This window comes from Alcaligenes sp. RM2 (assembly GCF_052931795.1).
This window is the reverse complement of record NZ_JBRFIO010000002.1, coordinates 366,457-389,458: the sequence shown is the minus strand read 5'-3', so window position 1 is coordinate 389,458 and position 23,002 is coordinate 366,457. Positions and strand designations below refer to the sequence as shown.

General features: G+C 56.2%; 19 protein-coding genes. 6 read left to right on the top strand and 13 right to left on the bottom strand.

Annotated features, from left to right (window positions below; all coding sequences use genetic code 11):
* Positions 1-264 precede the first annotated feature (264 nt).
* The 6 genes from coq7 to ACU6HM_RS08550 are packed head-to-tail and all read right to left on the bottom strand — an operon-like array spanning position 265 to position 5,153.
* Positions 265-933 (bottom strand): 2-polyprenyl-3-methyl-6-methoxy-1,4-benzoquinone monooxygenase, encoded by a 669-nt coding sequence (gene coq7 / locus ACU6HM_RS08575; RefSeq protein ID WP_250756696.1) that lies wholly within the window; start codon positions 931-933, stop codon positions 265-267.
* Between the two features lie 31 nt (positions 934-964).
* Positions 965-1,600, bottom strand: coding sequence for a hypothetical protein (locus ACU6HM_RS08570; RefSeq protein ID WP_239055110.1), 636 nt, complete (start codon positions 1,598-1,600; stop codon positions 965-967).
* A complete protein-coding gene (locus tag ACU6HM_RS08565; protein WP_009461119.1) occupies positions 1,600-2,235 on the bottom strand; it encodes an SCO family protein in 636 nt (211 codons plus the stop codon). The genes ACU6HM_RS08570 and ACU6HM_RS08565 overlap by 1 nt, the downstream gene beginning before the upstream one ends.
* Positions 2,236-2,256: 21 nt before the next feature.
* Positions 2,257-2,844 (bottom strand): c-type cytochrome, encoded by a 588-nt coding sequence (locus tag ACU6HM_RS08560; protein ID WP_009461120.1) that lies wholly within the window; start codon positions 2,842-2,844, stop codon positions 2,257-2,259.
* Positions 2,845-2,899: 55 nt separating this feature from the next.
* Positions 2,900-3,490: a cbb3-type cytochrome c oxidase subunit II gene (locus ACU6HM_RS08555; RefSeq protein ID WP_026485025.1), complete on the bottom strand. Its 591-nt coding sequence runs from the start codon at positions 3,488-3,490 to the stop codon at positions 2,900-2,902.
* 7 nt (positions 3,491-3,497) lie between these two features.
* Entirely contained in the window at positions 3,498-5,153 is a 1,656-nt protein-coding gene (locus ACU6HM_RS08550; RefSeq protein ID WP_446763671.1) for a cbb3-type cytochrome c oxidase subunit I, read from the bottom strand.
* A 593-nt stretch (positions 5,154-5,746) separates the two neighbouring features.
* On the opposite strand from ACU6HM_RS08550, the gene ACU6HM_RS08545 reads away from it, so the two are divergent.
* Genes ACU6HM_RS08545 through ACU6HM_RS08535 form a run of 3 tightly spaced genes read left to right on the top strand, consistent with a single transcriptional unit; the run spans position 5,747 to position 7,468 of the window.
* Entirely contained in the window at positions 5,747-6,169 is a 423-nt protein-coding gene (locus tag ACU6HM_RS08545; protein WP_009461122.1) for an OsmC family protein, read from the top strand.
* 7 nt (positions 6,170-6,176) lie between these two features.
* Positions 6,177-6,977: a thymidylate synthase gene (locus tag ACU6HM_RS08540; protein WP_009461123.1), complete on the top strand. Its 801-nt coding sequence runs from the start codon at positions 6,177-6,179 to the stop codon at positions 6,975-6,977.
* Positions 6,974-7,468: a dihydrofolate reductase gene (locus tag ACU6HM_RS08535; RefSeq protein WP_376911190.1), complete on the top strand. Its 495-nt coding sequence runs from the start codon at positions 6,974-6,976 to the stop codon at positions 7,466-7,468. The genes ACU6HM_RS08540 and ACU6HM_RS08535 overlap by 4 nt, the downstream gene beginning before the upstream one ends.
* Positions 7,469-7,639: 171 nt before the next feature.
* Here the strand turns inward: ACU6HM_RS08535 and gcvH are convergent, their stop codons facing one another.
* The 7 genes from gcvH to apbC form a co-directional block, all read right to left on the bottom strand.
* The gene (gene gcvH / locus ACU6HM_RS08530) at positions 7,640-8,014 is read right to left on the bottom strand and encodes a glycine cleavage system protein GcvH (RefSeq protein WP_446763670.1); all 375 of its coding nucleotides are present in this window, start codon (positions 8,012-8,014) and stop codon (positions 7,640-7,642) included.
* Between the two features lie 86 nt (positions 8,015-8,100).
* On the bottom strand, positions 8,101-9,330 hold the full coding sequence (locus ACU6HM_RS08525; RefSeq protein WP_009461126.1) for an NAD(P)/FAD-dependent oxidoreductase: 1,230 nt from the start codon (positions 9,328-9,330) through the stop codon (positions 8,101-8,103).
* 6 nt (positions 9,331-9,336) lie between these two features.
* Complete coding sequence (locus ACU6HM_RS08520) at positions 9,337-11,610, bottom strand: arginine/lysine/ornithine decarboxylase (RefSeq protein ID WP_009461127.1); 2,274 nt, start codon at positions 11,608-11,610, stop codon at positions 9,337-9,339.
* Positions 11,611-11,619: 9 nt separating this feature from the next.
* Positions 11,620-12,183 carry a dCTP deaminase gene (dcd, locus tag ACU6HM_RS08515; RefSeq protein WP_446763669.1) on the bottom strand — a complete coding sequence of 188 codons (564 nt, stop codon included), beginning with the start codon at positions 12,181-12,183 and terminating at the stop codon, positions 11,620-11,622.
* A gap of 128 nt (positions 12,184-12,311) precedes the next feature.
* Entirely contained in the window at positions 12,312-16,370 is a 4,059-nt protein-coding gene (locus ACU6HM_RS08510; RefSeq protein ID WP_404833538.1) for a translocation/assembly module TamB domain-containing protein, read from the bottom strand.
* A complete protein-coding gene (locus ACU6HM_RS08505) occupies positions 16,370-18,148 on the bottom strand; it encodes an autotransporter assembly complex protein TamA (protein ID WP_009461130.1) in 1,779 nt (592 codons plus the stop codon). The genes ACU6HM_RS08510 and ACU6HM_RS08505 overlap by 1 nt, the downstream gene beginning before the upstream one ends.
* Before the next feature lie 6 nt (positions 18,149-18,154).
* Entirely contained in the window at positions 18,155-19,240 is a 1,086-nt protein-coding gene (gene apbC, locus ACU6HM_RS08500; RefSeq protein WP_009461131.1) for an iron-sulfur cluster carrier protein ApbC, read from the bottom strand.
* A gap of 102 nt (positions 19,241-19,342) precedes the next feature.
* Here apbC and ACU6HM_RS08495 point away from each other — a divergent pair, with 102 nt between their 5' ends.
* The 3 genes from ACU6HM_RS08495 to ACU6HM_RS08485 all read left to right on the top strand — a co-directional run bounded on the left by ACU6HM_RS08495 (position 19,343) and on the right by ACU6HM_RS08485 (position 22,981).
* Positions 19,343-19,600, top strand: coding sequence for a hypothetical protein (locus ACU6HM_RS08495; protein WP_009461132.1), 258 nt, complete (start codon positions 19,343-19,345; stop codon positions 19,598-19,600).
* 218 nt (positions 19,601-19,818) lie between these two features.
* The gene (metG, locus tag ACU6HM_RS08490) at positions 19,819-21,888 is read left to right on the top strand and encodes a methionine--tRNA ligase (RefSeq protein ID WP_446763668.1); all 2,070 of its coding nucleotides are present in this window, start codon (positions 19,819-19,821) and stop codon (positions 21,886-21,888) included.
* 196 nt (positions 21,889-22,084) lie between these two features.
* Positions 22,085-22,981, top strand: a complete 897-nt coding sequence (locus tag ACU6HM_RS08485; RefSeq protein WP_009461133.1) for a cation diffusion facilitator family transporter — start codon at positions 22,085-22,087, stop codon at positions 22,979-22,981.
* Positions 22,982-23,002 lie beyond the last annotated feature (21 nt).

Below are 23,002 nucleotides of genomic sequence, written 5' to 3'. Positions count from 1 at the left end.
CAACATCCAATAACTAAAGTCTACCCACAAAAATGGTGCAATGCAAGATAAATGCTGTGGAAAACCCTTAGATGCGTATCTTGTCGCATTAATGCATCAATTTCCTAACGCAAATATCAGTCCAGGTATCTAGTCGTTAACCCTAAGCCGCCAAACAAGCTCCAAACCCACAAAGAAAAACGGGTCAGTAATTGACCCGTTATTGCTGCTTGCATCCCTGAAAGCTCAGCACTCACGAAGAAGTGACTAGGCCCAGAACCCCTTTTACAAGCGATACGCCGTTGTCGTCATGACTTTGGACATCATGCGCATCAAGGTTTTGACAGGTGGAGGCAAACCCACAGCCCCATGATTCTCGGCGGTACGACGATGCTCAATCTCGTCATCGCGCATTTTTTCTACGATCCGGCGCGAACGATTGTCTGTAGCAGGCAAGGACTCCAGATGGCTTTCCAGATGCTCTTCAACCTGGCGCTCGGTCTCGGCCATAAAGCCCAGGTTATAAGGCACCCCTGCCCGGCTGGCGAGCAAGCCTAACGCGAAAGAACCGGCATACCACAAGGGGTTGAACACGCTGGGGCGGCTATCGAGCTCGCGCAAACGGTCATCGCACCAGGACAGGTGATCCACCTCTTCCTGCGCAGCTTGCAGCAGCACTTCGCTTGCCTGGGGATCTTTGCACAACATGGCCTGGCTACGGTACAAGGCTTGGGCGCAAATCTCGCCTACATGGTTCACACGCATCAGGCCGGCAGCATGGCGGGCTTCGTCAGCCGTGATCTCGGACACTTCCTTGCCAGCGGGATTCGGGCGCGACGCGCGTGCCGAACGTCCCAATACTTCCAGGGCCCGATTCGTCTCGCTCAGAATCTGGTCAAAAAAGCTGTTGCGTCGGTACAGACGGGTATCGCTGTTGGAAACGGTATGGCTCATGAGGACACCTGCAAAACAAAATGGATGGGTATTATTGCCGCAAAAAGGCGATCACTGCCTTGCTCTCAGACAAGAGCCAAAGCAATGGCAGCACACAAGCCATGATAACCAGGCCTATGCCGGCAATCTCTTGGTCAGACTGCAGATAGAAATTACAGAGCCGAACCGGATTGTCGTAATACAGCAGACCAACAATGGCCATCATCCAACTGAAGTTACCAAAGAAGAACAGACGAAACACCAGATGGGCGCGGCGCCAGGACTCCATGAACAACATGCCCATCAAGACCAGACCGATATATTTGGCAGTAGCCATGGGAGGCGATACCAGCACATCGTCCAGTGCTTTGGGAACCATCCAGTAAGCCGCCGCAAAGCTGACCATGATCAGGCCAGGCAAACCATATTCATTCAAGGCGTAATACGGGCGTAGTAAAGACTGCATGGCAGCCGAACGTCCAACTCCCTGGTAGCGCAAGGCCAGTTGCAAGGTAATGCCCGACAGGACCAACAAGGGAATATGCACCAGCATGTGCAGACTCATGGAGGCGGTCAGCGGGCGATCCCAGAAGGCTGCGGCAGCAAACAGCAAAGCTGCCACCAATGCCAGGGCACTACCAAAATAAGGACGTACTTTAGGGGAGTCGACGACACGTTTTAAGGACATTACATCGCTCCCTTCTTATCCAGATCCTCGAGGGCACGCTTGGCATACGCCAGGGCCAACATAGGTTCACCGTAATCCACGATACGACCCAGGCGCGGTTCGGCACTGACAACGTGATAGGCCGCGTTGTGCTCGTACTCATCAAAAGGGGCGGGAATAACGACGATACCAAAATCATCCAGCACACGTTGACGCTGTTCGCCGGGCATCATGGTGACAAATTGCCAGACGTCCGGATTGGCCTTCATGGTTTTGCTATAGCGGCGCAGGTGATCAGGCGAATCGGTGGGATCAAAACTGATGCTCAGCAGGCGGATACGGTCCTGCAAGCCTTCGTCCACAATCGCTTTTTGCAGTTGCTGATACTCCGAGCCCATCGCCAGACATAGCGTGACACAGCGGGTATAGATGAAATTGACGATGGTAATACGGCCATCGTTTTGCAGCAGAGAGCTTAGTTGGGTACTGCCCCCGGCAGGGAGCAGTACTTCGACATCGGAGATCAGACGCGGCGAGGCGGCAACATCATTGCGACGGGCCGTCTCGGCTGTCAGGGCGGAGAACCCTTGCGTCAAATGGGCCAGTGCCCCAATACCCAGGGCGAAGACCAGGAGAATACTTATAAATAGTCTCATCGCTGGCCCATCATTTCAGTCTTACTCTTCCATGGGAGCCAGATCAGCGTCCCCATTCCAAGGATCGGTTTTATCAGCTGTTTTTTCACGTTCGGCTTTGACAAAGGCCACGTCCACAGGATCGGCGCTATTGCCACCCAATTCTGTACGCAGGTAATTAACAACGGCCGTCATTTCCTCGTCATTGAACTTCTCGCGGAACTCGGGCATCGCACCATTGTACTTATTACCCTTGACCGTGATCTCACCCGTAATACCGTGCAGCATGATCTGGACCAAAACTTCAGGCTTGCGCAGTACCCATTCGGAACCCACCAGCGGAGGGAACACGCCTGGAACACCGGCACCCGTTGCCTGGTGACAGGCGGCACATTGGGCTACGAACAGCTGCTGACCATCTACCGCGCCTTCTGGCAATTCGAAGTCGGCAACGATACGGTTGTCGCCCACGGTTGCGTCATGGCTCAGGTCACTGCTGAAAATATAGTAGATGCCCCACAGGAACAGACCTGCAATGATCAGCAGAACCACCCAAGGGATCGGTGCTGCGTTTTCTTCCGGATCGGAATGCTCACGCAGCTGTGCTTCATATTTACGATTGTCGCTCATTCTAATTCTCCGAGGCGCCCCGCCTTGCGGGGCGCGCTAGCTCAGCAATGCCTGTTTATTTGATAACGCTGGCTGGCGCTACGGGATACGTACGATCCAGCGCCAACAGGTATTCAACCAGGTCCAGGGCCTCTTGCTTGGCCACAACCACCTTGCCTTCTGGTGCGAAATCACCTGGCAAGTTGACAACCTTGTCGCCTTCCTCTGCCTTGTCCTTGAGCTCGAACATGAAGGGGTAAGAAGGCATATTGCTGCCAGGAGTATAAGCACGAGGCTGATACAAGTGACCCAGGTGCCAGTCCACGCTAGGCTGACGAGCACCAATATTGAGCAAGTCTGGACCAGTACGCATGGTGCCGAGCAGGTGAGGTGTGTCGTAGAAGTAGTCGCCTGCTACCGAGGCACGACCCCAGCCACGCTGGAAGTCAGGAGCCTGGTTCTGGCTGCGTGGCTGCTGCGAGTGACAGTAGACACAGCCCATATCAATGTATTGCTGACGGCCGCGCAGTTGCACTTCCGTGTAAGGCTTCAGACCTGGAGAAGGCTCCACCTTTTTAACTTGCAGGTAAGGGACAACGACCAGAGCCGATGTGGCCAGGGCGAGCGTCACCATGGCGCCGCCCAATAGTTTGTATTCGCTTTCCATGACTAAATCATGCCTCCACTACATTGCGAGTTGCCGAGCGCTGGTGAAACAGGGCTGGACCAATACGACGGCTGCCATAGCGCAAAGCCATTGCCACAAAGTGGAAGGCAAACACAAGGTGACCCAGAGTCATCAAACCACCACCAATCGAGCGCGACTTCAGGTAAGGCATCGTGACAAACACCGATTCCATGAAGGCTTTGGCAGGATCAAGCATGGCCAGACCTTGCAGCCAACCGCCAATGCTCAGACCAATAGCGTAGATGGAGAAACCAATCACAACCAGCCAGAAGTGCAGGGAGATCAGTTTAGGGTAAGGCCATTCCCAGGACAGCACGCGTGGCATCACGTAGTAGATGGCACCGAACATCACGATGGTAAAGAAGCCGTACAAGCCGATGTGGGCGTGGGCAACCGTGAAGTGCGTGAAGTGGGTAATCGTGTTGATGCTGCGCAGCGCTTCAAAAGAACCTTGAATGGAGCTGACGGTGTACATCATGCCGCCCAGCACGATAAAGCGCAGGGTAGGCGAGTGAATCAGGGTACGGAAGTGACCCTTCATGGTGTAGTGCTGGTTGATCGAGAAAGCCAGCACGGGGATGATCATCATCATGCTTTGCACGATGGACAGGGTAACCATCCACTGCGGCACAGGACCGCCAACCAGGTGGTGACCACCAACCTGACCGTAGAAAAATGCCAGACCCCAGAAACCCACCAGAGACAGGTTGTAGGAGCTGATAGGCTGACCGATGATCTTGGGCAGGAAGTAGTACACCGAAGCCAGAGCCATCGGGGTGTAGAACAGACCCAGCACGTTGTGGCCAAACCACCAGTTCATGGTTGCTTGTTCAACACCCACGTGCACGGCAGGCAGGTTACCGACCAGGAACAGGATGGGGAACCAGAACAGGGCTGCGCCCATGTACCACACCGACACATACAGGTGGTGAGCACGACGGTTTTGCAAGGTGAAGACCAAAGGCAAGGCAGCCAGAGCACCACCGATAACCATCAGGATATCAACCTGCCAAGGCATTTCCAGCCATTCCATACCGTCGGTGATACCCATCGCGATACATGTCAGACCGATAGCCAGGCCAATGTTCCACAAGATCCCGCCCGTGATGGCATAACGCGCACCGATCAGGGGAGTCTTGAGCAAACGAGGCAGCATCCACATGGCAACGCCGAACGCGGCCATTGGAGCCCAGCCGTAAGCCACACCGTTCAGGTGCAACGTACGCATGCGACCAAAGGTCATCCAGGCGTGTTGCGTCAGAAATTCGGGATCGTGCAGCTTGATCGAGCTGATCAAGCCTGCCGTCGAGGCAAAGAGCAGCCAGAAGACCGAACAGGCCAGCAAAATGAAAGTGACCTTGGCGGAGGAGCGGTCGGCTTCCACGCGTTCTGCCAATTCAAGGCTCAGCGCCTGACGATCTTCAGCCGAAATTGCCTTGCGGCCCATTTCTTCTTGAAGTGCCTGACGTTGTTCAGGGGTGGCGGAGGGGTCATCTACCTGCCCGATTTCGCCTTTGGAGAAGATCTCTCGCGAAGCAGCGGGACTGTGGTCAAAGAAGTTACGGCGTAACGACCAGATGAAAACAAAGAGTCCTGTAACGGACAATATGAAAGCTAGTAGCAGTATTGAAACGGTATTCACAATGATCCAGGCCTGGTTAATGTGAAGCTGCCAAGCAGCTCGGCGGCACCTTGACGCGTCGCAGATCAAAAGAGCATGGACGCAAAAAATCTGCGACTGCCTAGGTCGCGAGAGCCGTCATGTTAAAACACCCGCTTGTGACGTCCGAATAAAGCCCCCATTGAAAGCAAGGTTTATTGAGACAGAACAAATACGAGCACGACATTTTTTGGTATACGGGCGACAGCCATTATAGGCGAGGGTAAACCCCTGTGACATATCTGTTTCAAAATGCCGTGTACCGCACAGCAGTTTATCCTAGGACAAACAACAAAACCAGTCTAAATCTTACAAAGAGCATGGTTCTGCTCTGATTTGTCCATATGGAATTTCTTATACGGGTGCCACATCCGCCACCATCAGATGCCCTGAGAAGTAACAAGGCCCACATCCGGGCTTCACATTTCAATTAGCAATAAAGCTGCAAAAATCCGCATCAAATCACGCTAAACCTGGTTTCCATCCAGGCGCGACACAGCCCTCATCAAAAAGTACAATCACCGCTATCAATCTACTGACGAGTCTTGGCTCGCACTGCAAACAAAGGAATTCTTATGGAATGCACAATCGACTGGGGCGGCAAAGACGGAATGTTGTTCGTTGCCCGTACAGGCAGTGGTCATGTGACGGCCATGGACGGTGCACCCGAAGGTGGCGGCAATAACCTGGCTCCACGCCCCATGGAAATGCTGCTGACCGGCGCCGGTGGCTGCGCAGCCTACGACGTGGTGCTGATCCTCAAGCGTGGTCGTCACGCCATTACCGGCTGCCAGGTCAAGCTGACGGCCGAACGCGCCGACACCGACCCCAAAGTCTTTACCAAGATTCACTTCACTTTTGTGGTCACTGGCAAGGATCTGCCCCAGGCCGCGGTTGAGCGTGCCGTACAACTGTCGCACGACAAGTACTGCTCCGCTTCGGCCATGCTGGGCAAAACAGCCGAGATCACCTATTCCGTCGACATTCAGCAAGCCTGAGGCCACCATGTCCCTGTATCCCTACGAAGACCTGCTGCGCCTGGTCTACACCCAAGGCACTCCCAAAGGGGACCGCACCGGCACCGGCACGAACTCGGTATTTGGTCACCAAATGCGCTTCGATCTGTCGCAGGGTTTCCCGCTGATCACCACCAAGAAACTGCATACCCGCAGCATCTTTATTGAGTTGCTGTGGTTTTTGCGTGGTGAGTCCAACGTGCGCTGGCTGCAAGAGCGCGGCGTCTCCATCTGGGACGAATGGGCCGACAAGGACGGCAATCTGGGCCCGGTCTATGGTGTGCAATGGCGTTCCTGGCCCACTCCCGATGGCCGTCATATCGACCAGATCAGTCAGTTGGTGGAACAGATCCGCAAAAATCCCGACTCACGCCGCCTGATTGTTTCGGCCTGGAACGTAGCGGATGTGGGCCAGATGGCCCTGCCCCCATGCCATGCCCTGTTCCAGTTTTATGTGGCAGACGGCAAGCTGTCTTGCCAGCTCTACCAGCGCAGTGCCGATATTTTCCTGGGCGTGCCCTTCAATATCGCCAGCTACGCCTTGCTGACTCACATGATGGCGCAGCAATGTGATCTGGAAGTGGGTGATTTCATCTGGACTGGTGGTGACTGTCACCTGTACTCCAACCACTTCGAACAAGCAGAGCTACAGCTCTCGCGCGAGCCTCGCCCCTACCCCAAGCTGACGATCAAGCGCAAACCTGCCAGTCTGTTTGATTACGAGTACGAAGACTTCGAAATCACCGACTACGATCCTCATCCCCACATCAAGGCGCCGGTTGCCGTATGAGTTCCACTCCTTTCATTCGCCTGGTCGTTGCCTATGCGGCCAATCGCTGCATTGGCAAGGACAATGACCTGCCCTGGCGCCTGCCTTCCGATTTGCAGCACTTCAAACGCGTAACCATGGGTTTGCCCATCATCATGGGCCGTAAAACCTGGGAGTCTCTGGGCCGCCCCTTGCCCGGCCGCCCGAATCTGGTGATCAGCCGCAATGCGGATTACCAGGCAGAAGGTGCGCAGGTATTCAGCAATCTGGACGATGCCCTGGCAGCCTGCCCCGGCTTTGAAACCGCTTGTGTGATTGGTGGCGAACAGCTTTTCCGTCTGGCCCTGCCTGTGGCGCAAGAACTGATTGCGACCGAGATCAAGGCTGATGTGGACGGAGATACTTTCTTTCCGGAACTGCCCGCCGGTGAGTGGCAAGAAGTGGAGCGCCTGCCTCAGCCTGAGGAAAACGGTTTCACTTACGACTACGTGACGTACCGCCGCCGTAGTTAAGAAAACCGGCTACTTGGCCCAAGCTATCCGTCTCACTGCACGCTTAACCGCGTAGGCTCGAAACCAAATAAAAGGCCTGAATCCGATGACACGGATTCAGGCCTTTTTTGCGATCAGTCCGCCAAAATCAGGCAAGACCAAGGCGTATTCCTGCTAACTCAATATCTGAACTTACTCAGCCACCGCGGCATAAGCAGGGCCATCCAGCAAACCTTGCAGATCAGCCGGATTGTCAGCCTTGAGCTTGAAAATCCAGGTATCAAATGGAGCTTCATTGATCAGATGCGGTGCATCGGACAAGGCCTGGTTGAACTCCACCAGCTCGCCCGCTACAGGCGCGTAAATGTCGGAGGCGGCCTTCACCGACTCCACCACACCCGCTATAGCACCCGCAGCCAGACGCGTCCCTGGGGTGAAGTCACCCACAAACACCAGGTCGCCCAACTGATCTTGAGCAAAGTCGGTAATGCCAACCAGCACAACACCGTCTTCATCTTTGGCCCACTCGTGGCTTACTACGTACTTTCTATCTCCTGGCAGCTGCATATCGCCTCCCTGACTGACCAGCCAACAATCCCGATGATTTCAGAAACGGCAGCAGACCATGCCCACTGCCCTTCCTGCTCGCATACTTAACCCTGCTCTGCCTGTGTCTTCAAGGCGCGTGCACACGCTGCTGCCGACGCCCAGGCCCATTGGAAGTTATACCCGCCCAGCCAGCCGGTGACATCGACCGCTTCACCGATGAAGTACAGACCAGGTACTTTACGCGCTTCCATGCTCTTCTGATTGAGCTCGCGTGTATCCACGCCACCGCTCATCACTTCCGCCTTTTTATAGCCTGCGGTGCCACTAGGTTTCAACTCCCAGCCATTAATCACCTGTCCCACCGTGCGCAACACGCGATCCGGCAGATCAGCCAGACGTTGCTGTCCCACGCCTTTGGGCAACAAGTCCGAGGTATCCAGCCATTGTTCGACCAGACGGCGCGGCCACAAGGTCGACAAGACCGTGACCAGTTGCTGACGGTTACCCGCTTTCAGATCCAATAATTGTTGCGCGATGTCCTGACCGGGAGCCAGGTCCACACTAATGCTCTCGCCCGACTGCCAGTAGCTGGAGATCTGCAAGATACCCGGCCCGGACAAGCCACGGTGCGTAAACAGCAGATCTTCCAGAAAGGCCTGACGTTGCTTGCCCTGCCCTGTGCTGACTTCCACCTCCAAAGCCATGCCACTCAAGGCAGAAAATGGCTTCCAATCCCGACCGTCAAAGGTCAAAGGGACTAGAGCGGGGTGTGGCTCAATCACTTTCAGCCCAAAGTGACGCGCCACGCGCAAGGCATAGTCCGTGGAACCCAGCTGCGGAATCGCCATGCCGCCCGTGGCAATCACCACTTGCAAGGCATTCAAATCCCCCTGACCGGTGCGCAGCACAAAGCCGTCCTCGGTACGGCCAATGGACTGCACCGAACAGGGCATGCGCCAGGACACCTGCCCTTTCAAACACTCCTGACGCAGCATCTGGATGATGGACTCGCTGGAGTCATCACAAAACAACTGGCCTTTGTGCTTTTCATGAAAGCCGATGCGGTACTCCCGCACCAGTTCCAGAAAATCCTGAGGGGTATAGCCCGCCAAGGCCGAACGGCAAAAATGCGGGTTCTTGGAGAGAAAATTCTCGGGTGAGGTGCCCGTATTGGTGAAGTTGCAGCGCCCTCCACCGGAAATACGGATTTTCTCGGCCAGCTTTTCAGCGTGATCAATCAGTACCACTCGCAAGCCACGCTGGCCTGCGATACTGGCAGCCATCATACCGGCCGCACCTGCGCCGATGACGGCAACATCAAAAAAAGGGATCACGCGGATTTACTCGTTGGTTTCAGACTCAAGCACACAATCTACGTAGTAGCGTGGCAGTCCATCAGGGCCGATATCCTGCGCCAGTCCATGCACATAGGTCTCAAAGCCAGGGAAGCGGGCATTGAACTCGCGTGCAAATTGCAGGTACTCCACAATGCGCGAGTTAAAGCGTTCGCCAGGAATCAGCAAGGGAATACCGGGCGGGTAAGGCGTCAGCAAGACACCCGTTACACGGCCTTCCAGTTCGTCAATGCCAACGCGCTCGATATCGCCGTGCGCCATCTTGGCATAGGCATCCGAAGGCTTCAAAGCGGGAACCATGTCGCTCAGGTACACCTCGGTCGTCAGACGGGCCAGATCATACTTGCGATAGGCTTGGTGAATCTGCTGACACAGGTCACGCAAACCCATGCGCTCGTAGGTAGGCTGAGTCTTGCAGAAGTCCGGCAAAATGCGCCACATGGGCTGATTGCGGTCGTAATCGTCCTTGAACTGCTGCAAGGCGGTCAACAAGGTATTCCAACGGCCCTTGGTGATGCCAATAGTGAACAGAATAAAGAAGGAGTACAGGCCGGTTTTCTCGACTACCACGCCGTGCTCGGCCAGATACTTGGAGACCAGAGCGGCAGGAATACCCTGTTCAGCAAAGGTGCCGGAAATATCCAGGCCAGGAGTCACTACCGTGGCTTTGACCGGGTCCAGCATGTTGAAGTTGGTCGACAACTTGCCAAAGCCGTGCCACTCCGCATCGGAGCGCAGAATCCAGTCGTCGCGCTCGCCTATGCCTTCTTCAGGCAGATTGTCCGGGCCCCAGACCTTGAACCACCAGTCGTTCTCGCCATATTCCTTTGATACCTTGCGCATGGCGCGACGGAAGTCCATGGCCTCGCAAATGCTTTCCTCGACCAGGGCGGTACCGCCGGGCGGCTCCATCATGGCCGCCGCCACATCACAGGACGCAATAATCGCGTACTGCGGGCTGGTGCTGGTGTGCATCAGGTAGGCTTCGTTGAACACGTTGCGGTCCAAGGGGCGGTTCTCCGCATCCTGCACCGTAATCTGGGACGCTTGCGACAAGCCAGCCAGCATTTTATGCGTGGAGTGCGTGGCGTAGATCATGGTGTCTTTGGTGCGCGGACGGTCCGCACCAATGGCGTGCATGTCGTGATAGAAATCGTGGAACGCCGCATGCGGCAACCAGGCTTCATCAAAGTGCAGCGTGGGGATCTTGGAGTCCAGGGTTTCCTTGATCATTTCCACGTTGTAGATCACACCGTCATAGGTGCTTTGCGTCAGCGTCAGAATACGGGGCTTCTTGTTCTTGGCCTTGCTGGCAAAGGGGTTGGCCTCGATCTTGCGCGCAATGTTTTCCGGCAGGAACTCATCTTGCGGAATCGGGCCAATAATGCCCAGGTGGTTGCGCGTGGGGCGCAGAAACACCGGGATAGCGCCCGTCATGGTAATGGCGTGCAGAATCGACTTGTGGCAGTTACGGTCCACAACCACCACGTCGTTATTGGCCACATTGGCGTGCCAGACGATCTTGTTGGACGTGGACGTTCCGTTCGTCACGAAAAAGCAGTGGTCGGCATGGAAGATACGGGCAGCATTGCGCTCGGCCTCGGCCACCGGGCCGGTGTGGTCCAGCAGTTGGCCCAATTCATCGACCGCATTACAGACGTCGGCACGCAACATGTTTTCACCAAAAAACTGGTGAAACATCTGACCAACCGGGCTTTTCAGAAAGGCTACGCCTCCCGAGTGCCCTGGGCAGTGCCATGAATAGGAGCCGTCAGAAGCGTACTTGACCAGCTCGCGGAAAAACGGCGGCGCCAGGCTTTCCAGGTAGGAGCGGGCTTCGCGGATGATGTGACGCGCCACGAACTCGGGCGTGTCCTCGAACATGTGAATGAAGCCGTGCAGCTCGCGCAAAATATCGTTGGGGATATGCTGCGAGGTGCGTGTCTCGCCGTACAGATAGATGGGGATGTCCTCGTTGCGGAACCGCAGCTCGCCAATAAAGGAGCGCAGGTTCTTGATCGCATTGGCGACATCCTCCGGGGAATCCACATCGAATTCCTCATCATCAATCGACAAAATGAAGGCGCTCGCGCGGCTTTGCTGTTGCGCAAAAGAACTAAGGTCACCATAGCTGGTGACCCCGAGAACCTCTACGCCTTCGGCCTCTATCGCCGAGGCCAGGGCTCGAATGCCCAGGCCCGACGTATTTTCGGAACGGTAGTCTTCGTCGATGATGACGATGGGAAAACGAAACTTCATCCAGAACTCCTAGGTACGAGGCAGGGTAACGCCTAGCTGACCTTGATATTTGCCGCCGCGGTCGCGGTACGACACTTCGCACACTTCATCGCTTTCAAAGAACAACATCTGTGCACACCCTTCACCGGCGTAAATCTTGGCTGGCAGCGGGGTGGTGTTGGAAAACTCCAGGGTGACGTGGCCTTCCCACTCGGGTTCCAGCGGAGTCACGTTCACGATGATGCCGCAACGGGCATAGGTGCTCTTGCCCAGACACATGGTCAACACACTGCGAGGAATACGGAAGTACTCAACCGTGCGGGCCAGCGCGAAAGAATTGGGCGGAATAATGCACACATCACCGACAAAATCCACAAAGGATTTCTCATCGAAAGCCTTGGGGTCCACGATGGTCGAGTTGATGTTGGTGAAAATTTTGAATTCGTTGGCACAACGCACATCGTAGCCATAGCTGCTGGTGCCGTAGCTGACGATACGTTGTCCGTCTACATTGCGCACTTGGCCTGGTTCGAAAGGCTCGATCACGCCCTGGGCAGCAGCCCGCCGAATCCAACGGTCGCTTTTGATACTCATAAGAAATTAGCCGCCTTAAATCAGTAACCGGTTATTTTATCGTTTAGATACACACACAAGCCAATTGCGGCGCAAATATGTCATTTGCGCCACAATTCTCTGCCCGCTTTGCGCCGGGCAAGCCCGCATCAATCCTTCGAGAACCAGCGGTAAATCAGGGCCAGACCGTTTACCGTACCGGCGCTGACCTCAGCCGTCAGGCCTCGTGCCAGGCGGTAGCTGGCTCGACCCACCGTTCCGGTATCGGCCATGGCCTGCTCCAGGCTAACGGAAATATCCGCCGTCAGTGCCTTGGTGATCGCAATAAACTTGCGCTCTTCGTTGCTGGTGCCGCTGTTCAGGGATTTGACCACACTTTCCACCGGCAAAATGCTACCGGCACTGCCCAGGTCGCCCGAGCGCATGGCCACTTCATCAATCCCGAACTTGCGGTAGAAGGGCTCGCCATCGCCCAGGAAGGACGTCCCGACACTGAGCAGCAAGGCCATGTCACCACCAGAATCATCCGGCCCGTGGCCCAGCAGGAGCCAGGACAGTTTTTCAACTTCGCTGACTTCCGGGTAGGACACCAAATCAATTCTGGGCTTGCGAGCCGTACCGGCTACCTTAACACCTGCCTCTACTGCCTGACCGGTACGCAAGGCTTCGATGTCCAGAATAGGCGAGGTAATGTCACCCTGGAAGGTCACGGTTCCACGCTTGAGCAGCAACTTCTGACCATAGAGCTCAATTCGCCCGCCACGAGTGCGCAAGGCACCCATGCCGGTCAACTTGCCGCCGATCATGGTGACCCTCAGGCTGCCAACCAGACCGGAGTTCACGCCGTAACCCGTCAGGTAAAAACGCGGCCCCAGATCCACATCAATTTCCATGCTCATGTCGGTTGCAGCCTGGGAAGGCTCGGAAGCCGGTTCGTCGCCTGCCCGCACAATCACCACATCGCTATCAACAGTGGGAATACCACCCAACATGTCCAGGTTGAACCAACCCGCATCAGCAACAACCTTGCCGGTAATGGCAATACGCGGCAGTTCCATGTCCAGATTGATATTGCCGGACATCATGGCGTAACGATCGGAGCGCTGCAGAATCGGGAAGCGGAAAATATCCACGTCAAAGGCCCCTTGCTGAGTGCTCAGGTTCCACTGCCCCGACACAGTCAGCTTGCCATCCTTGGCGTCCGGGCTCTCTTTCAGCCAGGTTGCGGTACGCCATTCCTGCGGCTCTACTCGTGGGCGAGCCGGGAACGTCAAGGACTCCAGGCGGAAAATGTCACCATCGAAACGGGCATCCAACTGACCGTCAATTAGACGGATGCCGTCATCCAGACGTGTGAAACGCAACTCGCGGCCCCTTACCGTGCCACGACTGGTCCAGGCCCATTTCGCACCCACATCAATATTCACGTCTGCATTCAAGCGACCGCCCAGCTCCATGGCATCGCCCAGGAACAGGCGCGTCCAGCTCAAGTCATCAATATTGGCTTGTATGCTGACCGTTTTGCGATCGTTCTCATTCAAGGCCAGCCCGTGAAGAGGGGTCTGGGCCTTGGCTGTGACGTAACCCATTTCCTTGGTACGCACATCCATCTGGGCATCCAGACGGCTGGTCGTGGCCGAGGTAGGTTTCGCATTGATGACGATACTCAGATCTTCCAGCCCCAGGGACATGGGCGGCTCAGCAAAAACCTGTACATCCCCCGCCACGCGGTCGACGCGCACCTGGCCGGACAAGGCGCCATTAAATTTCAGGTCCCAGCGCGCTTTGATATCAATTTCGGGCGGCTGGGTTTTCTTGTTCTTGGCAATCTTGACACCACCCTTGGCCTTGTCAGCGTTCTCTTCTACGCCAACTTTGCGCAGCAAGCGCGCGATGCGAGGCTCGGACAGGACCAGATCCAACAACTCACCACGGCTGGCCCATTGTCCAGGCTGGTAAGTGGATTCCTGATGACGCAGATTGATCCAGGGTTCGCCATCAACTGTGGTGCTCAACGTACCGGCACCAACTCGCACTGACCAGGGAGCCAAAGGCTCGGGTGCCTTGGGAGCGTTTGCTGTTTTATCGGCTGCGTTTTCGGGAACGCCAGCCTGTGCCTTCGCTTGCTCTGCTGCCGATGAAGCAGACGGAGCAGCATTGGCCGCAGCAGCAGGCTTAGTATCGGGGTTGTCCTTAGTTTCCGGATTTATACCGGCCTGAGCCGCTCCTTCTTCCTTGGCGGCCCCCTGGCCTGCTACATCACCTTCAACCTTGGATTGGCCCTTGGCCTCTGCTGTGGCAACTTGAACAGGAGGCTCCGGCGCCCGCAGAGCATCGGTAAAACGCACAGGCAGTGCCGACTGCAAACGCACGATCAAACCGGCATGGTCGGCCACCAAACGATTTACCTTGCCATCCCAATACGCGGCCTTGCCCTGATCGGCAAAATGCCAGCCACCTTCCAGTGCCAGATCGGCCTCGGCCATGCCTTGGCCCAACTGCCCCTTGGCCTTGCCGCCCAAGTCGTACTGACCCTTCAACTGCAGGGTGTGATGAGCGATATCGCCACGCAACTGCCCTTCTGCCGACGCCTTGCCCAGCTCCAGGCCAGGCCACAGTTGCTCGGCACGAGGCATCTTCGCCAGCAAATCCAGCTCGGCCTTGCCAGACATGCCAAAACCACCTTTCAACTGAACCTGGTTATCCCCGATCTTCATATCGGTGAGCACATCCGAAACCGACAGCAAACGCCACCAATCCGCTTGGCCCGGCTGAGCCGGAGCCGACGCTTTTGCCTTAATCTGCCCGATAGCGGCCTGCTTGTTCCAGCGACTGCCCTGCAAAAGCTGCACATCCACATCCGCGGAGAGCAATTGTTCTTTATCCGCCAAGACCACATCGAACTGACCTTGCGTATTAATCAGGGCGTCGGGCAGCACATCGCCCAACAAGGCATGCAGATCCAGCTTGTCGCTGCGGAACTGACCTTTGAAATGATCCTGAACGTGCACACCTTCCTGCGTGGCATCCCAGGCGAAGTCTGCATCCAGCGAGGACTCGTCCGGCAGTTTCACCGCCACCTTGGCCTGACGCACTGGCACGGAATCCAGCGGGCTCAATTCTGCGCTGGCGTCCAGGCTATAGCCCTGGCCCTGACCGTTAAGCAGCAAGGTGGCTTGTTCCAGAGAGCCATTCAAGGTGATTTGAGCGTTGACCACACAATCGGGCAAAGGCTCGGGCTCAGGAACAGCAACTGGTTCCTGGATACGTTCTTCATCGCCAAGACCCGTACTACCCTCGGGCTCGGAGCTGATGACTCCGGCGACACCATGGGCGTCTACGGGCTGATCGACCGGCTGGCTGGCAGGAGTTGCATGACTCGGTGCGCTGGCCTCAGCTTGACCTTGCTGTGTTATTGCAGCCTTGGCACTGGTTTTGGCCGTTTCAACAGTGGCTATTTTTTTGGACCGATCGACTACTGCCTTCTCGGCAGGTTTGCCGGATTTCGACGGCTCTGCATAAGCAGGCAAATACTGTTTCGCACAAATAGGCGAATCGGCCGTCAAACCGCGAGCAATGATTTGAATATCGGCTCGTGCCGGGTAAGGCGCTTGCAGTCCCGCCAGTTCCACCTCACCCTGAAAACCAGCGCGGATGGACTCATTAGCCACCATCAAATCGTACAGTCGAAGCTGCGCGCTGTCGGAATCCAACGCCAGTGCCGAAGACAAATCCGCAATCGCGACCGGCAAGGGCGTGCCATCCTGCGTTAACAAGAACTGCCCCAAAGCCAGCTTATCCACGGCAATACTGATAGGCAGCTCGGGCATTGTGAAGGGCTCCTCGGACTTGGGCTCGTCCGAGGAGGTCAAGGCCACATCCACTTTCTGAGCACTAAGCTCTACCACGTGCAGGCGGCGTTCCCACAGTTCTTTCCAGTTGGCCTGCAAGCGAAAACGCTCGATATCCACATGGGTGTCCGGCAAGCCCAGCACTAGGTGGTCGATACTCAAGCCATCCCAGATGGTTCCGCGCACGCCTTGGGCGCTGCCCTGCGCATAGGGCAAAGCCGTGCGCAAGGCCCAGCTTGTACCGGCCTGACTGGCGAGCACCCAATACACAAAGCCGCAAACAAGCAGCAGGGCAATCACCACAAAGGGAATGCCCCACAAAGCGAAATATCGGAACCAGCGCCGAACCCAAGCCATTAAAATGCGATTCCCAAAGAAAAGCTCAAACGTACGCGTTTGTCTCGCTGACCATAGGCCAGATCAAGATTGAAAGGGCCAGCAGGGGTGCGCACCACCGCACCCAAACCGTAGCCCCAGGCTAAATCCATATCACCAAAGCTGGGCGCAGCGTCACCCACGTCAACAAAAGCTCGCATGCCATACATGCTGGTGAAAAAGTGCGTGTATTCCACGCTGGCTACGGCCATGGCTGGCGCACCCACCACGGCATCGCCTTGTCGAAGGCCAATGCTTTGATATTTGTAACCACGGACACTGCGAGCGCCCCCGGTGCGATAACCGAAGTCAGGCGGTGTGCGGTCCGTCATGCGCCAAACCTTACCGATTTCACCCCGCAGGGACAAAATATCCCGCTCCCCAACTGGCCACCACTGCTGCAATCGCAAATTACTGCGGTAAAAGGTCTCGCCCTTGTCCAGCGTGACACCGGCGCCCACGCCGAAATCAATCAGATTGCCTTCGCGCGGATCGTACTTCTTGTCTACGTCCCGACGCAGCCATTGCCAGGTTGCAATGGCAGAAGGTGTTTCACGGGTGGGCAGGCCGGAAATCTTGGTCTTGTCCCAGGCGCCCAGTAAGCCCCATTCGGTTTCATATTCCACGCGGCTATTGCCCGCTGCCTGTCGCTCCTGGCGCAGCTTCCAGCCCAGGGCCGCCCGCTCCGTGTCCAAACCTTCAATGTCTGAGCGATCGTACAAGACACCAAAACTGTTCTTGTAGCCGCTAATGGTGGGCGGCAAGTGAATGTCATAAAAGGCCCGCTGACGTTTTTTATCCACGCCAATACCGGCCTCGGTCCAGATCGGCAGGCCAAACACAATATTCTTTCGATACAAGGCCTCAACACGCGCGCCGTGGTCACTGTCAAAACCCAAGGAGCCGGTGAACTGCCTGGATGGCGCTTCTGTAACCCGTACACGTACAGGCAGTTCTACATCACCATCTGGAAGCTCTTTCTTTTTGCCGGCTTGTTCATCCAGGGTGACAAAGGCACCCCGGAAAAAAGTGGTGGCAGCCAAAGATTGCTGCCACTCGTCCAGCTTGTCCTGATCGTAAGGATCACCGGGGGTATAGCGCACATAGCGGTCTACCAGAGACTGGGGAACTCGCTTCAGGCCAGTGGTTTCCAGCGGCCCCATGCGAACCCTCGGCCCGCTATCCACTTTCAGGGAAAGGTCGGCCACGCCTTCATCGGCCAATACGGTTGCCCGCGTGTCTATGTAACGAGCGTAGTAAAAGTCCTGGCGCTGTACACTTTCCAGCAGATCCGACTTGGCGGAGGACCAGACCGAATTCAAAAAGGGATCGTCCACTTTCAAAGGAAAGCTGGCTTTGATCCCTTCCAGACGCACCTGATATTCCGGCTCCTGAATCTTGCCTTTGAAGTCCAGGGCAATGTCTCGTACGCGCGTGATTTCGCCCGGCTGAATAATGATGTCCCAATATTCACCGCTGGAATCCTCACCCACCTCCAGCGTGACCACAGAGTCAAAATAACCCTGAGTCTGCAAGGCAGAGACGGTCGCATCGTGAGCCCGGCGCCGCAGACGCGAGACCTCTCCCAAGTCCTGGTCTTCCGCCAAACGTGTAATGGCACTGACCGCGCGCTGAATTTCTTTCAGCGCCTGGGGGGGCACTCCCCCCGGATCAATAATGACATCGGGAACGGAAGACTGAGCCCATACTGCAGGGCTCAGGACTATCGAAAACAACAGGCAAAAGCCGGATTTGCGCATACGTACTCAAAGAGGACGAGGAACAACCTTGGGGCGCTGCCCCGACGTGTCTGGAGGAAGTTGCGACAAGTTAGCCGAAACGCGATTGGCAATCTCGTGATACAGGCGGGCCTCGGGACTGTCTGCGCTGGCAATCACCGTCGGGGTACCGGAGTCGGTCTGAGCCCGAATGCTCATTGCCAACGGCAAGGCACCCAGCCAAGGCACGTTGAACTGGCTGGCCATATCGCGACCACCATGCTGACCGAAGACCGGGTCAGCATGACCACAGTTCGAGCAGATATGGACCGACATGTTTTCCACAATACCCAGAACAGGCACATTCACCTTCTGGAACATGTTCAAGCCACGCTTGGCGTCGATCAGCGCCAGATCCTGAGGGGTGGTCACAATTACCGCACCCGTCAAAGGCACTTTCTGCGACAAGGTCAAGGCGATATCGCCAGTGCCGGGAGGCATATCGATAATCAGGTAGTCCAGATCATCCCAACGCGTTTGTGTAAGCAGCTGTGTCAACGCCTGGGTTGCCATCGGGCCGCGCCAGATTGCGGGAGCGTCTTCGTCCAGCAGGAAACCAATCGAGTTGGCTTGCAGACCGTGACCGATCAGCGGCTCCATCATCTTGCCGTCTGCACTGCGCGGGCGCTCGTGCAGGCCCAGCATGGTGGGCACGCTAGGGCCATAAATATCCGCATCCAGCAAACCAACACGCGCACCTTGCATATGCAAGGCCAAAGCCAGGTTCACCGACGTTGTACTTTTACCCACACCGCCCTTGCCCGAGGACACCGCAATAATGTTGCGGATATTGGGCATGGGTCGCAACCCTTCCTGCACAGCATGCACGCCAATGCGGGGATTCAAATGCAGCTTGGACAGGGTGGCACCCACGCCTGTCAAGGCTTGCTCGATACGTTCGCGCAGCTGTCCCTGAATGTCATAAGCCGTATAGGGCAGGTGCAAAGTCAGCTCAACCTGGTTCTGGTCAATGCTCAGCTCGCATCGACCCGCATCGACCGATAACTTCTTTAACGTGTTGGGATCGGTCACACTCGCCAGGGCTTGCAACACGCGCTCGGAACTCACTGTCATTTATCCAAAACCTTGATATAAAGAAACATCACCATACCTTTAAACCAGAAAATTAGCGGTTCAAGAGGAATTTTTTTACACTTATGATGTCATACTAACCCTATGAACACATTTAACCAGATTATCCGCACAGCCCTCTTTGTCTTGCTGACAATTTTCGGTGCAATCATGGCGTTTATCTTCATGGTTTCTACCGCTATTGCGATCGGCATTTTATACATTGTGGCGCGTATTAGTGGCCGTCCTTTCGGCGTCAAAGCCTATTGGGACCAGCGCCGCCGCCCTGCCGCTGCCAGCAAACAGTCGACCACACCACGTTCGCGTGATGTCACCGACATCGAGATGCGCGAGATTCCTTAACAGTTCTTGACTGTTCGCCAAGCCTTTGGCGAGCAGCAACGCTGATTAGGCACTGCCCCCGAACACCCTGAGTCGTCAAAGGCTCAGGGTGTGTGCATTTGTATCATTCGCAATTGCCGATCAGCACTTTGCCCGTGGACATTCCTCGGTCTGGCGCAGCACAAGTGTGCAATAGACCGTAGAATCCTTGTTCCCTTTCTCTTTTATTTTGTTAAGTCATGTCACGAACGATATTTGTTACGACCGCCCTGCCGTATGCCAACGGCTCGTTTCACATCGGCCACCTCATGGAATATATCCAGGCCGACATCTGGGTTCGGTCCATGCGAATGTCGGGACATACTGTGCATTTTGTGTGTGCGGACGACGCCCATGGCGCGCCCATCATGCTCAAGGCAGAAAGCGCTGGCATTACCCCCGCTCAGTTGGTAGACAAGATCGCGGCCGAGCGCCCCACCTACCTGAACGGCTTTAACGTCAAATTCGACCACTGGCACCGTACGGACTCGCCAGACAACGTCGAACTGGCCCAGGATATCTACCGCACGCTGAAAAGCGCCGGCTTTATTGACACCCGCACCATCGAACAGTTCTACGATCCGGTCAAAGGCATGTTCCTGCCCGATCGTTACATCAAGGGCGAGTGCCCCAAGTGTCACGCCAAGGACCAGTACGGCGACAGCTGCGAAGTCTGTAGCGCGGTTTACGCTCCTACCGAACTGATCGAGCCCTACTCCACCCTGACCAATGCACGTCCGGTGTTAAAGACCTCGGAGCACTTTTTCTTCCGTCTGTCCGACCCGCGCTGCGTAGCCTTCCTGCAAGAGTGGACCACGGGCAAGAACGCCCAGGGCAAGCCACGTCTGCAATCGGAAGTGCTGGGCAAGACCCGCGAATGGCTGGGTACAGGCGAAGGCGCAGAGGCCTCTCTGAACGACTGGGATATTTCCCGCGACGAACCCTACTACGGCATCCCGATTCCGGACGCTCCCGGCAAATATTTCTACGTCTGGCTGGACGCCCCTGTTGGCTATCTGGCCTCCTTGAAAGCCTACTGCGCCAAGGCCGGTCTGGACTTTGATGCCTTGCTGGATCCGGAAGGCAGCACCGAGCAGGTCCACTTCATCGGCAAGGACATCGTGTACTTCCACGCCCTGTTCTGGCCTGCCATGCTGAAGTTCTCCGGCCGTAAAGTGCCTGACGCCTTGAACGTGCACGGTTTCATCACGGTTAGCGGCGAGAAAATGTCCAAGAGCCGTGGCACCGGCATTTCGCCTCTGCGCTACCTGGAGCTGGGCATGGATGCAGAGTGGATGCGCTATTACATGGCCGCCAAGCTGAACTCGCACGTCGAAGACATGGATTTCAATCCTGACGACTTCATTGCCCGCGTCAACAGCGACCTGATTGGCAAGTACGTCAACATCGCCAGCCGTGCCGCCAACTTCATCAGCAAGCATTTTGATGGCAAGCTGGCATACCAGGGCGACACTTCCGAACTGCAAAACCAGCTCAAGGAAGTCGCCGAGAAAGTCCGCACCGACTTGGAAAGCCGCGAGTATGGTCGTGCCGTGCGCCAGATCATGGCTCAGGCCGACATCATCAACCAGGCTTTTGATACCGCCCAACCTTGGGTCATGGCCAAAGGCATTGCGACCGCCGAGCAAGCTCAGAAAGATGCGCTGCAAGATATTTGCTCGCGCACCCTGGCTGGCTTCAAGGGCTTATCCGTCATGCTGACCGCCATCTTGCCCACCCTGACCCATCGCGTGGCCCACGAACTGTTTGGTCTGGACCGCGACTTTGTCTGGGACGACGTGGCTGCCTTGCCTGATCACATCGCTCCCTTCAAGCATCTGATGCAGCGAGTAGACAGCGCCATGGTGGACGAGCTGCTGGCTCCGCCACCCGCTCCCGTCGTGTTGCCCGGTGGTGAAGCCATTGCCGAAACCATCGACATCAAGGACTTCATCAAGGTGGACCTGCGCATTGCCAAAATCGTCAGTTGCGAAGCCGTAGAAGGTTCGGACAAGCTGCTGCGTCTGAGCCTGGACGCTGGCGAAGGCCGCTTGCGCCAAGTGTTCTCCGGCATCAAGTCGGCTTACCAGCCCGAAGATCTGATCGGCAAGCTGACGGTACTGGTCGCTAACCTGGCTCCTCGCAAGATGCGTTTCGGCGTATCCGAGGGCATGGTGCTGGCGGCCAGCCATGCGGATGATGCGGTGGATCAAGGCATCTATATTCTGGAACCATTCCCCGGTGCCCAGCCCGGTATGCGCATCAATTAAGACGCATTCCTGATACGCAAAAGAGCCTCGCCGAAAAAGCGAGGCTTTTTTGTCTACATCTACCAAAGAACAGGCTCAAAACAGTCTGCCAAGCCCCTTTCAGCGCCCCGTAACCCCGGAAAGCCGATACACTCTTTATCTTGAAACTGCTGTATTGATGCACAGTCTGCTGCTTTGAATGCAAGGACCTCTTGGCATGGAAAACATCCCCCCTACTGAACTGGATCGGCACCTTGGTGCACAGCGCTCCACCTGGGTCAGTGTCATCGTCAATATCAGTTTGAGCGTGCTGCAAATTGTGGTGGGTCTGTTTGCTCATTCGCAGGCCCTGATTGCTGACGCCATCCACTCCCTGTCCGACCTGCTGTCGGACTTTGTAGTGCTGATCGCCAACCGCCATAGCCGTCGAGGTCCGGACGCAGATCACCCTTACGGACATTTGCGCTACGAAACGGCGGCCACCCTGGCCATTGGCGGCCTCTTGCTGGCCGTCGGACTGGGCATGCTATGGAATGCCGTGTCTTCCTTGCGCGACCCCAGCAGCATCGAAGCAGTACACCCGATTGCCCTGGCCATTGCCTTCATCGCGCTCTGTAGTAAAGAACTCCTGTTTCGCTACATGTTGCGTGTCGCGAAGCGCTTGCGCTCGACCATGCTGGTTGCCAATGCCTGGCACGCGCGCTCCGACGCAGCCTCCTCGCTGGTCGTCAGCGTCGGGGTGATGGCCAACCTGGCAGGTCTGCCCTTGGGCGACCCCTTGGCCGCCAGTATTGTGGGTTTGATGATTCTGCGCATGGGCTGGAAGTTTTCTATTGGCGCATTTCACGACCTGACCGATAAAGCGGTCGATCAGGAAACGGAAGAGCGCATTGCCAAGCTCTTGCGCGAGACCCCCGGTGTGGAAGGCATACACCAGCTAAGAACCCGCAAGCTGGGTGACATGATCTGGGTAGAAGTGGATCTGGAAATGGACGGCACCCTGACTATTGCACAAGGTCATGCCATTGCCGTGGCCGCACGGGACCGTGTAATGGCCGAAGAGCCCGTGCTGGATGTCATGACGCACTTTGATCCGGTCACACCCAAGCGCTAAACCCTGTCTAAGCTCTACGAG

What these genes read in the sequence shown, in the direction of transcription:
- coq7 (WP_250756696.1), bottom strand. Translation starts at nt 933, where the DNA reads ATGAGCCATACCGTTTCCAACAGCGATACCCGTCTGTACCGACGCAAC.
- ACU6HM_RS08570 (WP_239055110.1), bottom strand. Translation starts at nt 1,600, where the DNA reads ATGTCCTTAAAACGTGTCGTCGACTCCCCTAAAGTACGTCCTTATTTT.
- ACU6HM_RS08565 (WP_009461119.1), bottom strand. Translation starts at nt 2,235, where the DNA reads ATGAGACTATTTATAAGTATTCTCCTGGTCTTCGCCCTGGGTATTGGG.
- ACU6HM_RS08560 (WP_009461120.1), bottom strand. Translation starts at nt 2,844, where the DNA reads ATGAGCGACAATCGTAAATATGAAGCACAGCTGCGTGAGCATTCCGAT.
- ACU6HM_RS08555 (WP_026485025.1), bottom strand. Translation starts at nt 3,490, where the DNA reads ATGGAAAGCGAATACAAACTATTGGGCGGCGCCATGGTGACGCTCGCC.
- ACU6HM_RS08545 (WP_009461122.1), top strand. Translation starts at nt 5,747, where the DNA reads ATGGAATGCACAATCGACTGGGGCGGCAAAGACGGAATGTTGTTCGTT.
- ACU6HM_RS08540 (WP_009461123.1), top strand. Translation starts at nt 6,177, where the DNA reads ATGTCCCTGTATCCCTACGAAGACCTGCTGCGCCTGGTCTACACCCAA.
- ACU6HM_RS08535 (WP_376911190.1), top strand. Translation starts at nt 6,974, where the DNA reads ATGAGTTCCACTCCTTTCATTCGCCTGGTCGTTGCCTATGCGGCCAAT.
- gcvH (WP_446763670.1), bottom strand. Translation starts at nt 8,014, where the DNA reads ATGCAGCTGCCAGGAGATAGAAAGTACGTAGTAAGCCACGAGTGGGCC.
- ACU6HM_RS08520 (WP_009461127.1), bottom strand. Translation starts at nt 11,610, where the DNA reads ATGAAGTTTCGTTTTCCCATCGTCATCATCGACGAAGACTACCGTTCC.
- dcd (WP_446763669.1), bottom strand. Translation starts at nt 12,183, where the DNA reads ATGAGTATCAAAAGCGACCGTTGGATTCGGCGGGCTGCTGCCCAGGGC.
- ACU6HM_RS08510 (WP_404833538.1), bottom strand. Translation starts at nt 16,370, where the DNA reads ATGGCTTGGGTTCGGCGCTGGTTCCGATATTTCGCTTTGTGGGGCATT.
- ACU6HM_RS08505 (WP_009461130.1), bottom strand. Translation starts at nt 18,148, where the DNA reads ATGCGCAAATCCGGCTTTTGCCTGTTGTTTTCGATAGTCCTGAGCCCT.
- apbC (WP_009461131.1), bottom strand. Translation starts at nt 19,240, where the DNA reads ATGACAGTGAGTTCCGAGCGCGTGTTGCAAGCCCTGGCGAGTGTGACC.
- ACU6HM_RS08495 (WP_009461132.1), top strand. Translation starts at nt 19,343, where the DNA reads ATGAACACATTTAACCAGATTATCCGCACAGCCCTCTTTGTCTTGCTG.
- metG (WP_446763668.1), top strand. Translation starts at nt 19,819, where the DNA reads ATGTCACGAACGATATTTGTTACGACCGCCCTGCCGTATGCCAACGGC.
- ACU6HM_RS08485 (WP_009461133.1), top strand. Translation starts at nt 22,085, where the DNA reads ATGGAAAACATCCCCCCTACTGAACTGGATCGGCACCTTGGTGCACAG.